A 13,440-nucleotide genomic window follows, 5' to 3' on the forward strand; every position below is an offset into this window, starting at 1 on the left:
TCGTGGCATGCGATGGAGGACTATGCCGAGATCCATCAGAAGGACTTACGGAAACTCTATTTCAAGATTTCGGGACAGGAGCTCAGGAGGTACACCCCTTCGCACGATGTGTTCTGCGCCGTCTTTCCAAGCCCTATTGCCGGCCACGTTCCACAATGCATTTAAGTCCTGACTCATAGAGGTATACAGTTCTGTCGGAGAGCATATCTGCATCGACGGGAAGCCTATGAGAGGCGTGAAAAAGATGGAACCGGATGCGGATTGTCACACGGTGACGGCTTACCTTTCCAGGATACACACCTCTCTGGATCAGGTCTTTATCTCTAAGAAAAGCAATGAGGTGAATGCCATCAAGTAGCTGCTTGCCCTTATCGACATCAAGGGGGCTACTGTCACGATTGATGCGATGGGGACACAGAGAAAAATCGCAGAGCAGATCGTGTCACAAGGCGGTGATTACATCCTGTGTGTCAAGGACAACCAAAAGGGAACCAAGGTTGAGCTTGAGGGATTTTTCGAGGGAAAGTACTACAACTCCGAGATCATCACCACCGGAGGTGACCCCGAGCTCGGTCATGGAAGGATCGAGACTCGCAAGCTGAGAAGCATAGTCGACCCGATGCGACTGAATGATACGGCCGTGACCATCAGTCTCAAGGAGTGGCCCGGACTGCGATCCGTTCATCCGCTCAGGAGGAGGCGGATAGACAAGAAGCAGGGTGAAGGAAGCGACGTGCTTAGCTACTATATCTCATCACTATCCGACCCCGGGAAAGTGTTTGACCTTATAAGAGCTCACTGGTCAATTGAGAACAATCTTCACCACACACTGGATGTGGTGAAGATTGAGGATCGACAGCTTAAGAGGAAATGTAATGAGGCGAAGAACTTCAATATTATGTCTAAAATCGCTCTCTTCTTTGTCGACAAAATGAAGGAAAAGAGCGGCAAAAGACTGATCACTCAGTTTCGTACCAACGCCACCCTGAAACCATCAGAGCTGCTATCTATGAAGCTGTGAGCCCATTCCCCAAAAACGTCAGCCCTGCATACCCGCATGAACATCTATTTCCGGGAACTGGGTAATGAAAGCCCGCTACTGGTGAAGCTGATAATGCAGAGCATCTACAAGAACAATGACCGAAGAGTGCGCCACTTAGGTAGCAAGCGTTTCGGAATCCAGTTCTTAATCAAGTGGATTTACACCTATAACGGGATGCTCTATGTACACACGCAAACGAAGAACAGTTCCAACGTGACTTTCGATACCGACTTCATCAAGTTTAAAATAGTCGATAAGAAAGTACCCAAACGCACGGCTATTCAGGAAACGGTGCTGGATGCGGTACGTAGCTACAACGAGGTAATAGAGATTGCCGGGAAAAGCACCGTCCGCACGGTGTACGCCCTGCCGAAGTTCACCATACCGGACAACAAACTGCTGCTGGTGGAACTCTACGAAAAGAACGGCGGGCGGCATCAAGCTATCCGGGTGGAAAATTCCGACATCGTTAACGCAGAAGTGATTAACGAACTCAAAATCAAATAGGGATGAAACGGTTTCTATTTATCGGAATACTCTTTGCGCTGTGCCTGCATTTCAACCAGGCACACGCACAAAGATACCTGCCGGGCATGAAAGGCTTGCAGGTCACGGCGGGCATGGCGGACGGTGTACATCGGGACTCCGACACGGATTTTGCCTACCACATCGGGGCGGCATACAGCGTTTACACCAAGAACGCCAACCGCTGGATTATCGGCGGGGAATACCTGCACAAGAAGTATGACTACAAGGATATGCAAATACCCGTAAAACAGTTCACCGCAGAGGGCGGCTATTACCTGAAATTCCTTTCGGACAGGCGAAAGACCTTTTTCCTCTCGCTGGGACTGCCAGCACTCGCCGGGTATGAGGTGAGCAACAAAAGCGAAAAGCTGCTGCCGGACGGTTCTACCTTGCAGGATAAGGACTGCTTCATTTACGGCGGTGCGCTCACGCTGGAACTGGAAGCCTACCTGACCGACCGGGTGGCTCTGCTGCTGAACGCAAGGGAACGGTCGTTGTTCGGCTCGGACATAGGAAAGTTCCACACACAGGTAGGCATCGGGGTAAAATTCATAAACAACTAACCGCCATATATAACAATGTATATGAAGAACGTAATGTATAAAATCATCATGGTCTGCTACATCGTGGCCGCCCTTGTGCTTGTCGCCGCCTGTAATGACAGCTTGGATATTCAGCAGGCGTACCCGTTCAGCATCGAAACGCTGCCAGTACCCAAGAAACTGAAAATCGGAGAAACCGCCGAAATACGCTGCCAGCTGGTACGTGGCGGCTATTACCAGCCGACGACCTATCAGATACGCTATTTTCAGCCGGACGGCAAAGGGAAGCTGGAAATGGATAACGGCACGGTGTTCCTGCCCAATGACCTTTACCCGCTGGAGAAAGAAACGTTCAGGCTCTATTACACCTCGGCATCGACCGACCAGCAGACGATTGACATTTATGTGATTGACTGCTTCGGACAGATGCAACAGCTTTCGTTCTCATTTAATAATGATAGTAGCGAGAATAAATATTTCTAGATTAACTTATTAAAAGCATTCGGAAAAGTATTATTGAATGCTTTTATTGCTAAATTTGTGGTCGAAAGAACTAACTATAAGAAATTATGGAATATAACAACTGTTTAATTTGCAATAAGGAAAAGGCAACAAAAACCAACTCACACTTGATTCCAAGTTTTATGATCACAAAAGTGTGTAGTTATGATGGTAGTGGAAAACGAGATAAAGAAGTAATGTTTACAATGACTTCTTATGAAGATAAGGTATATGTAGGAGCTGTTCCAGACACAAAATTAGATGAACTTTTCAATCAAAAAAAGTTAACGGATGAACGTATTAACCAAGAATTAAAAAACAATACGGCATCAAAAGATTATATTTTTTGTCCTAAATGCGAGGCCAACTTGTCTAAATATTTAGAAACGCCTTTTGCTGAACATTACTCAAAAGGAAAATCTATTCAATCGGACATAGCTTATTTCTTTTGGTTATCTATTGTTTGGCGAATGTCTGTTTCGAGACAATTTCAATTTGCTTTACCTGAGGATATTGAATTAAATTTAGGTGAATGTTTAAACGAGTACATAGAAGCTGTTGCTAATAACCAAGATGTTACTCCAATTATAGAAAAATGCAAATTCTCTTATCGTTTACTTCGTTCTCCTTCGTACCTTCCTAATGGATTAGCATATTTGGGTGGAAGATACAAGGAGGAAGCTAAAACTCTAACTCTTACATTAGGAGATACCATACTTTGTGCCGATTTTGACAAACAGAATATTGAATTGCCCAATGATTATACTTATCTTGGTTTGGAAGATGTAATAAAATCTGCTCCAGTTAATACCGGAACGGACTCACAACAATGCGTAAGTGTAGAAAAAAAAGCCTTTGAAGATGCCATGAAGCAAATGGTTAAAGAAATGGCATTTAAGCGATTGCTAAATGAAAAAGAAAAAGCCAATAAAATTTGGAATGCAGTAGGATTATCAGGTAATATGCCGGATAGAATATTTCAATCTTTTATGGAACGGTTATATTCAGAAGAAGAAGTAAAACAAGGTGATAAAAAAACTGCCGAACGGTATGTACAAGTTTTTAATGAGACATTAGAGTCTTTTGGATTTAGCGGGCAATAATTTAAAGAGAATAAAGTATATCAAAGAGCGTGGTTTCTTTGCTACTTTATTTTCCGGTACTCACGAAAGAAAGTAGCGGCGGCAAACCGCCGCCGTTCTCTATCAACTGGTTTTAAGGCTCTTTATGGGTACATATTTCTCTAACCACACCTTTACCTGTTCCATGTTATATTCGCCCGTTATGACCGCCGTGTGGTCGTTTATGGCAACATACCTGACACTTTCGTAGCTGTTTACCCAACCTTGCAGGGAACAGACACCCCACGTTTCCACATCTTCAAAAACACTGCGGTCTATTTCGCCGATAGGCTCGCCGAAAACTACTGTCATTGTCTGAAAGTCCGGTTTGTCCTCCAACAGTTGCAGGTGGTGCAACGTGCCAAACTCGTCTGTCTTACACCCCCACGCCCAAACATCATTATACAAATCATCTCCCCATTGGTGCGGACGGTCGAAGCGGACTTTTACCCCCGTAGTGTGTTCGTTTTCCTCCGTGTCCTCGATAACGCCCGTTACCATTAAGCCCGTAAAAAATGCACTCGCAACGCCTGCCGATTAGTTTCCTGTTTACTTCTGTCGTTTCCATATCCCTAAAATTTACTTGTTGTTACTCCGTTCATTCTTCGCTACCCATCCGTCACGCCTGCGGTGGCACTCGTCCAGCGTTTTAGCTACCGTGCTGAACAACTCCATAACGGTATGGCGATAGTCGTACAGGTAAAATGTCCGCCCCTTGAATGCGCCCGAATGGAATTTCACGAATTTTTCTTCTCCCGGTGTTTGGGCAATGCTTACCCCGCTTTTGTTAAGTGACTGTATGATGCTCTATTTTTTAAGTTATTATATTTCAATCGTATTATATTGTCAGCAAGGAAAGCAACAGCAGGAAAAGCAGAGCCACGCCTAACACATAAAAGACGGACAGGCAGACCCGAAGCAGGAAACAGACGATACGAAACACGATATATGCCACAATCGCTGTACCTGCTCCGGTGGTGCTGATAAGCCACTACACAAGGCAGAAGCCCACCGCCCGCCAAAGGATTTTATAAATACTTTTCCGTTTCATCGCTTAGTTGTTTTTAGCGGGCGGGGCTTTGACACCCCGCCCGAATTGGTTATCATTATGCCGCACGGAACACAAAGCCGTCATCAAACCAGTAATCGCACATAAAGGGGTCACGGGCAAACTGTTTGTAATCGAAATAGGTTTTGGCGAAGTCCGGCAGGTCGTAACATTCCTCCACTATCTCATAGGCAAAATCTTCTTCATAGTCATATTGACCCTGATACTCGTCCCGGAAAGCACGTACAAGATCGTCCGCATCTTCCTCGCCCAAATCACGGCTTTAGTCGTTGCACCACACGAAAAAGGCTTCCTGCTCAGTGTCGCTCGAATCTTCCACCGCATCACGCTGAGCGAAGAAGTTTTCAGAAATCCAGCTTTCGGAGATCAGGGCTTCCGGGATATTGTCGTAATCCTGAAACATGTATTCCGCATCTTCTTCGTCCTCGTGCAGTTCCCGGCAGGCTTCGTAAAATTCTTCCTTGTCCGAATAGTCCGAAAGGTCGAGCCATGCGGCGGACAGCGAACCGTTGTTATACTTGGCGTAAGTGCCTACATAAACTTGTGCTGCTGATAATGTCGTTGCATCCATAATTGTAATTTTTTAAGTTTATGCGGATTTGAGAGGTAAGGGAGTTGAAGTTTCACTGAACTTTTTTCCTGTTTCCCGTAAATCCGACTTTTTTTATGCGTCTTCCGGTCGGGTCGGTCGTTTTCGTTTCACATAGGCGTAAAAGGGTAGTGTTTAGAGTTTGCAAGGTTTTGGATAAAAAATACCTCGCACCCGGTGGGCGCAGAGAAGATTTTTTCACCGAACCTGGACGGCTTGACCTTACAAAATCGTGAAGAACACGTAACTACCTTTGCCTATTGAAATGATAAAAACGATTGTCCAGGCTGGGGGACCGCGTAAGAGGAAGATTTACAGATAGGGAAACAGGGGAAAAGCGCCTGCTTTCTTTAGCCTTTTAGAGAACACTCCATGCGGGCGGGAAAGGCAAGGGCATGGCAAGTTCACCTTGCGCTACGCTTGTGCGGGTTTCCAACGGCTCTTTTCACGAAATACAGCCAGCCATGCCATGCACGGCTGGCGTTTCGGGGAATTTGCCAGTGAAAAAGGGTATAAAAAAATGCGGGTAGTCGGGGGACTGCCCTCAAGATAAAAATTTTCTTCTTTTATTTAATTTTTAATATATCAAATAGGCTCATGCGTTTTCAAATTCCAATGTTTCCATAAAAAAGCATAAGGACATAGAAATTTCTCATTGCATTTTTTCCATGGTTCCGTTTTGCATAATTCATTAGGTGTAGAATTAGGAGAATCGCAACACCAATTAAACATTTCGCAATTTTTCTTGCCATCCGAAAACAATTGGTATATTTCTTTAATAGCATTAAAGATCTCAACATTATCTCCTTCCTTCATACCCTCATAAGGTATTTTGAAATAATGATTGTATTGATTTTTCATTAAAGGGCTTCCTACTCTTGATATGGTATAGCCCCAACAATTATTTTTTTTCAAATCATTTTGTTTTGCCATTTTAAGCAAGAAATACTTATCATTTACTCTCCAGTCTTTGGCAAAATCTGTTAAATGATTTATCCATTTATGAAACGTGTCTTGTTCTATTATGTCACGAATATAACTATGTAGTGATTGATTGACTTGGTTAGCTAAATTTTCAAATGCTTGCTCAAATACCAACGGAGAAGAAGAATTAGTTATACTACATGGCTGTTTGTAAAACCAATCATATAATTCTTCAGCATTATTAATCACTAATTCTCCACTACTTATTCTTTTTGCAGTATTAACAAAATACACTCCCGGGTTGGAATTTAAAAGAGATATATCACACAATACAAGAACTTTAAGTAAATCATCCCCAAATTCCCTATCATAGTATTGGGCAACAAGTTCTGCTGCACGATATGGATAGTCAGGAGAAACTTGCACTCCAATTGGTGAACATAATCTTTCCATAATGTAAGCCATACTTTCCATAATTGCTAAAGCTCCAAAAGAACGAATGTTATCATTAGGATTCAATACAACACTCTGTATATTGTTGATACACGGATTGGGAATCAATGTATCTGTATCCTCTATTATTTCATCAATGGTATAAATGGATGATTCTTCCGTATCTCCAGCTGTCAATTTACATATCTGTTGATTAAGCAGTAAATTGTCATTATTGTCAGTTATTTCAAATGGAACTGCAAACTGTTTGTTAGTTTTATATATTCTATTTACCACACTATGTATATACTCGCTTTGAACATACAAATTATTAAGTCCATAGTAAGTCGTAAAGTCTTGTAGAAAATGGATATACTCATGAAATAAAATTGTAGCATCTATATCAGACATCTTAGAGATAATCATATTATCGTCTGTTGAATTCACTTGCATTTCAAAGAATGTCGGTATATAATATCCAAGCAAAGTTTTTAATCTTTTCATCTTATTGTTGAATTAATACACTAAGAGTTTAATCAAAAGAGGCATTAAAGTGACGTCTTGCGTGTTTAAACATTATACAACCGTAAAAGCCTCTTTTTTACAAAAATAGTATTTTTGTCTGAGATATAAAAGTATTTGCGCTAATTTTTAATAGCTCTTTTCACGGAATACAGTCAGCTATGCCATGCACGGCTGGCGTTCCGGGGAACGTGCCAGTTGGAAAAGGATATGAAAAATGCGGGTAGTCGCAGGACCGCCCGCAAGGTGGAAGAATATACCTTATTGGGATATAGATTGTTAGGTGAAATTTCGTTACAGAAATCGTTACCTATTTGTCACCTAAACGCTCATAGGTAACAAAAACCTATCGGACGGCGTTCTTTCTGCTGTTGTGACTGGCTTAAAAGCTGGGTAAGTGCTTGGTACAGTTCATTGAACTGCGCATCGGTGCTTACCTCCAGTTCTTCGATGCGCTTTAACAGTTCCTCGTAACCGATTACCATTTGTCGCATGAGGACGAAAGCCCGCATAATTGAAATGTTTACCTCTATGGCTACTTTGGAGCGGAGAACAGAGGACAACATGGCTACGCCCTGTTCCGTGAAAGCCATAGGCATAGCAACGCCGAAGTTATAATCAGGAGGTATCACATTTTATGATACCCCTATGGATAACAGAAAGTTAGCTTCCTCTTTGGTGAGAACAAACATAAAATCACCGGGGAAACGCTCAATATTGCGTTTGACCGCCTGCTTCAAGGCTCGTGTTTCCACTTGGTAGAGTTCTGCCAAATGGTAATCGAGCATCACCCGGCAGCCTCTGACTTCAAAAATCTTGTTTTGGATAATCTGTAAATCCATAATTGTATATTTTAGGGGATTAAGTAATGTTTGAACAATAGTAATTACTGGTCACAATTTGTGACCAGTTCCCAACAATCAAGATTAAATTGCTACTTCCTTGTAAATATTTTCGATGCCGACAAACTTCTTGTCAAGCCCCTGCATATCGCTGCCTATCTTGCTATTAGTTATGCGGGTGTAAATTTGAGTCGTTTCAATGTTCGTGTGTCCCAGCATCTTGTTGACCGTTTCAATGGGTACGCCTTTTGAAAGTGTGGTGGTCGTAGCGAAAGTATGCCTTGCAAGGTGGAATGTCAAGTTCTTTTTAATCCCGCATACATCGGCAATCTCTTTCAAGTACGCATTCAGCTTCTGATTGCTGATAATGGGAAGTATCTTACCGTTTGGCAATTTGCCCTTGTACTTCTTCAAAATCATCTTGGGAATATCCAGCAAGGGAACATTCACGTCCGTATTGGTCTTTTGCCGCTTTGTCATTATCCAAAGGTTGCCGTCAAAGGATTTGCGGATATTATCTTGCGTAAGTCCGGCTACATCTATATAGGCAAGTCCGGTGAAACAGGCAAAGATGAACAAGTCCCTGACGTGTTCAAGCCGTTCGGAAACCATTTTCTTTTTGAGGATGATTTTTATCTCGTCCTCCGTCAAGTAACCCCTATCCACATTATCCAACCGGATTTTATAATTGGCGAATGGGTCGTTTACCAATATGCCGTTGTTACGGGCTATGATGATGATGCGCTTGAAGAACTGCATGAACTTGGCAGTGGTGTTGTAACCGCATTTGCTAGCTGTACGCAAGTACAACTCAAAATCGGTAATGAACATCGGCGTTATCTCCTTAATGGATATGTCCGATACGTTGTACTTGCTTTGAATAAACTCGGCAAGGTGGCGGCGGGTGACTTCATACTTGCGGTAGGTCGCTATCGTCTTGGATATGCCCACCAGCTGCTTCACATCGTCATTGTGCTTTTGGAACAGGGTAAGGATAGTTTCGTGGTTCTCGCTATGCCACAAGAACCCGTTCTTTACTTTCTCGGCGGTCACGTAGTTGTCACACCGTTGCATTTCGTGGCAAATGGTGTTCAAAGATGCGTTTATATCATCCAGCATACGGTTTATGCGGCTGGCTTCCGAAGTACGTCCGGTAACCTTGCCCATTTTACCGTCCCAAATAGAGTGTGGCACGTCCAGTTTGGTATTAAAACGGCTTGCCACGCCGTCCACTGTGATACGGGCAAAAATGGGGTACGCACCGTTGGCTTTCTGCTTGTCTTTCTTTGCGTAAAAGAAAATGTTGAATGTCGATTTCATAACCCACTTCTTTAAGTTGCAAAACTATTGTAAATCTCTTAAAACGAGTTCTATGCAGGCAAGCCAAATAGCGACAGGACTTCGCCAATTCCGAACAATCTGTACCCCCTTTCCGCTTTTGTTTGTCGGGGGTACGAGTTAGGTTACGAACTTTGTCTTTCTGGGGCGAAAAGGTGTACTTTAAGGCAGACACAAGGGGATAAAAAAAGTCCCACAAATCATTGATTTTGTGGGACTTGTCTGCTTACTGTCCGGTTTTGTCCGGTTAGTTCAGCGGAGAGGGAGGGTTGTAAACCAAGCCTTCTAACTCCTTATATCGTAGTTATTTATATTCCTCTAAGATTTAATTGTAGCCAAATTGTAGCCATAGGAGAGTATTTTGAGAATACTCATAGCTATTGCTGTGAGATTTGCTCGCTTGCATTTCTCGGGTTCAAAGGTACGAATAAGTAGAACAACCTCCAAATATCTGGGAATAAAATTACTCTAAGTTTCTTGGCTACAATTCCAGTGCACGGTGCAAGCCCTTATATATAGATAAGGCTTGCACCGTGCACTGGCGGTCATTATATGAGATGCTACTCACTTCAGCTTATCTCATTATGACGTCTCCTAAAACAATGGAGGTGGCATGCCCAAAAGATCTATGAAGTGATATCGCTATGCAGAGAAGTGTGTTGATGAACATACACTGGTAGAATATTACCAATGAATGGTGTTTAGATATTCGTCTATAAAGGGCTTTGAATAGGATCTTTGCAGATGATAATTCAACAGTAGAAGAAACATGAACAAAAATCGACCCATTAAGCCCGCAAGAGATAGACGATTGTATGTCATTTGTCCAACACTAGATATGATGTTGGCTTCATGTGACAATGTCAAGCAACTAGCATATGACAGCGGATTAGACTACTCGAACTTTGTAAAGACTTGCAAGTTCCAAAGAGACATTCGCCTCAGTACTTATCAAAGATGTGCTGAAGCTTTTGGTATGGATACGCTCATTCTGCATTTGCCGTTAGGGGCGGTTGAATCTTTCGCCTCTGTGCAAACTCACCATGGGAATCAATGTCTTATGGTGCAGAAAGAGGACTTACTACGTATTCTTCGCCATTTTCACCCGCTAGAAATAGATGACGCATTATCCAATATTGAACGCCTCATTGAGATCTTCCTGAAAGAAACCGAACATGAGCTACTGAAGAAGCTACTTCCACTTCTAGCTGAAACCTTTCAAACATTGGCAGAATCCTATGGAGACGTATAACCCTAGCACACTTCTCGATGAAATTCAAGGACTTCGAGAGGAAGTACGCCAAGTTGCAGACTTCATCAAAGAACTCAAAAGAGAGTATAGCGTCCTTGAGGAAAAGATCGAGCTAAATTCATCAGACGTCATGCGTCTATTAGGAATATCAAAAGCTTCTCTTGCTCGATGGCGAGATGCCAATGCTGTTCCATATCGCTATGTATCCTGTAATCATGTCCTTTATCCTTTTAAGGGTCTATATATAGCTGTAAAATCAGGACGTGCGACGTTCAAAGGATTTAGACGCATAGAAGCATTGCAACGGTTGAATGCTTACAAGGATGGCATACTGAAAGGTTATTTGGGGGAAGATGCACAAAATCTTTTTGAAGAGCTATGACACTAAAAGAAGAAATCCTACAGTTGACCAATCGAGGATTAGAGGTTTTCTACTTCTATATGCCAATTGACTTTGTTCCCAAGCGGAACTTTCGCAATCCTCTCTATGATGACAAACGAGCATCTTGCAATATCTATTTTGATCCTAAGTCAGACTCCTATCGAATGAAAGACTTTGGAAATGAAGCATACTCAGGTGATTGCTTTTGGTTTGCTGCAACAATTTTGGGGCTTGATGTCCGATCTGAGTTCAAGAAGGTTTTAGTGACTATTATCCAGGATCTAAATCTAAAGATTTCTATTGAATACAGAGGAGACACAAACATGAAAGCGGCCCGTTCCACCTATCCTAGGCAATCCGTTGAACAGAGTCAAAAGAGGTGTACAGAATCGATGGATAAAGTGGAATACATAGCAAACAAAAAATCGTTCAGAGTTTATGAGCGACCCTTTACGCAAAAGGAACTTGCTTTTTGGGAACAATATGGGATCTCCTTGGAAACATTGGAGCAATACCATGTCAAATCGTTGTCTTGCTACGAATCGGTGAGTAGAGAGGGAAAACCTTTTAAGCTCATCTCTTCTTCAGAAGAACCCATTTTCTGTTACGCTCACAATGACTTCGTCAAAATATATCGACCGAATAGTAAACTGAGGTTTCTATATGGTGGAGAAAAATCGGAAGAGTATGTATTTGGGCTAGCACAACTACCTAATAAAGGAGATATCCTATTTATTACGGGAGGAGAAAAAGATGTCCTCTCTCTTTCTGCACACCATTTCAATGCTATTTGTTTCAATAGCGAGACTGCACAAATACCAAGAGGTATTATCGAAAGTCTTTCACTTCGCTTCTTACACCTCATCATCTTATACGACTCTGATGAAACAGGGATCAGAGAGGCACAGAAACAGGTGGAAGCGCTTTCTGAATTTGGAGTGCTTAGACTACAACTCCCTTTGAGTGGTATCAAAACGGAGAAAGATATCTCTGACTACTTTGCCCTAGGCCATAGTCAGCAGGATTTAAGAGATCTTCTCGCGCGAATGTTTTCCAGCCTATACAGCGAAACAATGATGATATTGCAATCTTGTGAGATTGATTACGACAACCCTCCAGATGTTTCTAAGTCGGTTGTCTCAGTCAATGGAGTCCCTCTTGGCTCTCAGGACAATCTTTTCTGCATTACAGGTGGAGAGGGTACGGGCAAGAGTAATTACATTGGCTCTATCCTTGCAGGCACATTATGTGCTGAAAGGTTAGATTCAGAGCGAACACTAGGATTAGAAATAACTCCCAATCCAAAAGCCTTGGCTGTTTTGCACTATGACACAGAGCAGTCTGAGGCTCAACTATACAAGAATTTGGGAAAGACATTACGGAGAGCCGATGTAGAGACTGTTCCTGACTTTTACCACTCTTTATATCTAGCCTCCCTTTCTCGTAAGGATCGGTTGAAACTTATTCGTGAAAGCATGGACTTGTTTCGTCATAAACATGGAGGGATACACTTAGTAGTTATTGATGGGATTGCAGACTTGGTGCGTTCTGCAAACGATGAGACAGAGAGTATCGCTGTCGTAGATGAGCTTTACAGACTAGCGGGGATTTATAACACATGTATCATTTGTGTGTTACACTTTGTGCCAAACGGTATCAAGCTTCGTGGGCACATAGGCTCAGAATTACAACGTAAGTCAGCAGGAATTCTTTCAATTGAGAAGGATGACAATCCTGAATACTCTGTAGTCAAGGCTTTGAAGGTGAGAGATGGGAGCCCTTTAGATGTTCCTATGATGCTCTTTGGATGGGATAAAGGGCTGGGAATGCATGTCTATCGTGGGGAAAAGTCTAAGGAGGATAAGGAGAAGCGAAAAACTGACGAATTGATCTCAATTGTTACGGAGATCTTTCAAAGTAACCATCGTCTCTCCTACCAAGAGTTGTGCGATGTCTTAATGCGAGAGATGGGAGTCAAAGAGCGCACAGCAAAGAAGTATATTGCTTATATGAGAGAGCAACGTATCTTGTCACAAGATACTGCAGGGAATTATCAAAAAGGGGAACTATGTCATACTTAGACTATCTTACAGAAGATCCTTGGCAAAAGCGATTGTTTGATAAGCTAGCGAATGTGGAAGAAAAGCTAGACCACTTACTGGTATTACGGGAGCAAGCCATAGACGCTGCTGTACAGCCACCGCTCAAGCCTGAGTATCTTGACATCATTGATGTGTCTAGATTGCTAAAGGTTGAGCAAAAGACCATCTACAATTGGGTATGGGCAGGTAAGATCCCTTACCTCAAAGCTAATGGTCGCCTATTGTTCCTTCGTGAGGAAATCGATGAGATGCTA

Annotated in this window: 10 protein-coding genes and 5 pseudogenes; 9 read left to right on the plus strand and 6 right to left on the minus strand. The window is 42.6% G+C overall.

From position 1 onward, the window contains the following. Window positions 1–319: 319 nt before the first annotated feature. The 5 genes and pseudogenes from HMPREF2890_RS09275 to HMPREF2890_RS04390 form a co-directional block, all read left to right on the plus strand. Window positions 320–1,021, plus strand: a pseudogene (locus tag HMPREF2890_RS09275) (ISAs1 family transposase); the annotation flags it as partial. Between the two features lie 27 nt (window positions 1,022–1,048). Beyond that, window positions 1,049–1,549, plus strand: a pseudogene (gene traN / locus HMPREF2890_RS04375) (conjugative transposon protein TraN); the annotation flags it as partial. A 2-nt stretch (window positions 1,550–1,551) separates the two neighbouring features. After that, entirely contained in the window at window positions 1,552–2,133 is a 582-nt protein-coding gene (locus tag HMPREF2890_RS04380; RefSeq protein ID WP_070465954.1) for a conjugal transfer protein TraO, read from the plus strand. Window positions 2,134–2,148: 15 nt separating this feature from the next. Next, complete coding sequence (locus tag HMPREF2890_RS04385; protein ID WP_070465956.1) at window positions 2,149–2,595, plus strand: DUF3872 domain-containing protein; 447 nt, start codon at window positions 2,149–2,151, stop codon at window positions 2,593–2,595. Window positions 2,596–2,681: 86 nt separating this feature from the next. Then, on the plus strand, window positions 2,682–3,716 hold the full coding sequence (locus HMPREF2890_RS04390; RefSeq protein ID WP_070465958.1) for a hypothetical protein: 1,035 nt from the start codon (window positions 2,682–2,684) through the stop codon (window positions 3,714–3,716). 102 nt (window positions 3,717–3,818) lie between these two features. Here HMPREF2890_RS04390 and HMPREF2890_RS04395 read toward each other — a convergent pair. The 6 genes and pseudogenes from HMPREF2890_RS04395 to HMPREF2890_RS04420 all read right to left on the minus strand — a co-directional run bounded on the left by HMPREF2890_RS04395 (window position 3,819) and on the right by HMPREF2890_RS04420 (window position 9,432). Next, window positions 3,819–4,302 (minus strand): annotated as a pseudogene (locus HMPREF2890_RS04395) (hypothetical protein). 11 nt (window positions 4,303–4,313) lie between these two features. Next, window positions 4,314–4,535 carry a DUF3873 family protein gene (locus HMPREF2890_RS04400; RefSeq protein ID WP_070465961.1) on the minus strand — a complete coding sequence of 74 codons (222 nt, stop codon included), beginning with the start codon at window positions 4,533–4,535 and terminating at the stop codon, window positions 4,314–4,316. Between the two features lie 305 nt (window positions 4,536–4,840). Continuing rightward, window positions 4,841–5,374: pseudogene (locus HMPREF2890_RS04405) on the minus strand (antirestriction protein ArdA). Between the two features lie 603 nt (window positions 5,375–5,977). Further along, window positions 5,978–7,252 carry a hypothetical protein gene (locus HMPREF2890_RS04410; RefSeq protein WP_070465963.1) on the minus strand — a complete coding sequence of 425 codons (1,275 nt, stop codon included), beginning with the start codon at window positions 7,250–7,252 and terminating at the stop codon, window positions 5,978–5,980. Window positions 7,253–7,599: 347 nt separating this feature from the next. Then, window positions 7,600–8,112: pseudogene (locus tag HMPREF2890_RS04415) on the minus strand (ORF6N domain-containing protein). Between the two features lie 84 nt (window positions 8,113–8,196). After that, window positions 8,197–9,432, minus strand: a complete 1,236-nt coding sequence (locus tag HMPREF2890_RS04420; RefSeq protein ID WP_070465965.1) for a site-specific integrase — start codon at window positions 9,430–9,432, stop codon at window positions 8,197–8,199. A 787-nt stretch (window positions 9,433–10,219) separates the two neighbouring features. On the opposite strand from HMPREF2890_RS04420, the gene HMPREF2890_RS09080 reads away from it, so the two are divergent. The 4 genes from HMPREF2890_RS09080 to HMPREF2890_RS04440 all read left to right on the plus strand — a co-directional run. Next, the gene (locus tag HMPREF2890_RS09080; RefSeq protein ID WP_168160415.1) at window positions 10,220–10,702 is read left to right on the plus strand and encodes a hypothetical protein; all 483 of its coding nucleotides are present in this window, start codon (window positions 10,220–10,222) and stop codon (window positions 10,700–10,702) included. Continuing rightward, window positions 10,689–11,084, plus strand: coding sequence for a hypothetical protein (locus HMPREF2890_RS04430; protein ID WP_025883864.1), 396 nt, complete (start codon window positions 10,689–10,691; stop codon window positions 11,082–11,084). Before HMPREF2890_RS09080 ends, HMPREF2890_RS04430 begins: the two co-directional genes overlap by 14 nt. Then, on the plus strand, window positions 11,081–13,165 hold the full coding sequence (locus tag HMPREF2890_RS04435) for a bifunctional DNA primase/helicase (protein ID WP_070465969.1): 2,085 nt from the start codon (window positions 11,081–11,083) through the stop codon (window positions 13,163–13,165). The genes HMPREF2890_RS04430 and HMPREF2890_RS04435 overlap by 4 nt, the downstream gene beginning before the upstream one ends. Then, window positions 13,153–13,440, plus strand: a 288-nt coding sequence (locus tag HMPREF2890_RS04440; protein WP_070465971.1) for a helix-turn-helix domain-containing protein, incomplete at its 3' end; no start/stop codon positions are given. The genes HMPREF2890_RS04435 and HMPREF2890_RS04440, both read left to right, overlap by 13 nt.

Origin of the sequence: Porphyromonas sp. HMSC065F10, assembly GCF_001808555.1 — a bacterium.
Taxonomy (GTDB): domain Bacteria; phylum Bacteroidota; class Bacteroidia; order Bacteroidales; family Porphyromonadaceae; genus Porphyromonas_A.

What these genes read in the sequence shown, in the direction of transcription:
- HMPREF2890_RS04385 (WP_070465956.1), top strand. Translation starts at nt 2,149, where the DNA reads ATGTATATGAAGAACGTAATGTATAAAATCATCATGGTCTGCTACATC.
- HMPREF2890_RS04420 (WP_070465965.1), bottom strand. Translation starts at nt 9,432, where the DNA reads ATGAAATCGACATTCAACATTTTCTTTTACGCAAAGAAAGACAAGCAG.
- HMPREF2890_RS04410 (WP_070465963.1), bottom strand. Translation starts at nt 7,252, where the DNA reads ATGAAAAGATTAAAAACTTTGCTTGGATATTATATACCGACATTCTTT.
- HMPREF2890_RS04430 (WP_025883864.1), top strand. Translation starts at nt 10,689, where the DNA reads ATGGAGACGTATAACCCTAGCACACTTCTCGATGAAATTCAAGGACTT.
- HMPREF2890_RS04390 (WP_070465958.1), top strand. Translation starts at nt 2,682, where the DNA reads ATGGAATATAACAACTGTTTAATTTGCAATAAGGAAAAGGCAACAAAA.
- HMPREF2890_RS04435 (WP_070465969.1), top strand. Translation starts at nt 11,081, where the DNA reads ATGACACTAAAAGAAGAAATCCTACAGTTGACCAATCGAGGATTAGAG.
- HMPREF2890_RS04380 (WP_070465954.1), top strand. Translation starts at nt 1,552, where the DNA reads ATGAAACGGTTTCTATTTATCGGAATACTCTTTGCGCTGTGCCTGCAT.
- HMPREF2890_RS09080 (WP_168160415.1), top strand. Translation starts at nt 10,220, where the DNA reads ATGAACAAAAATCGACCCATTAAGCCCGCAAGAGATAGACGATTGTAT.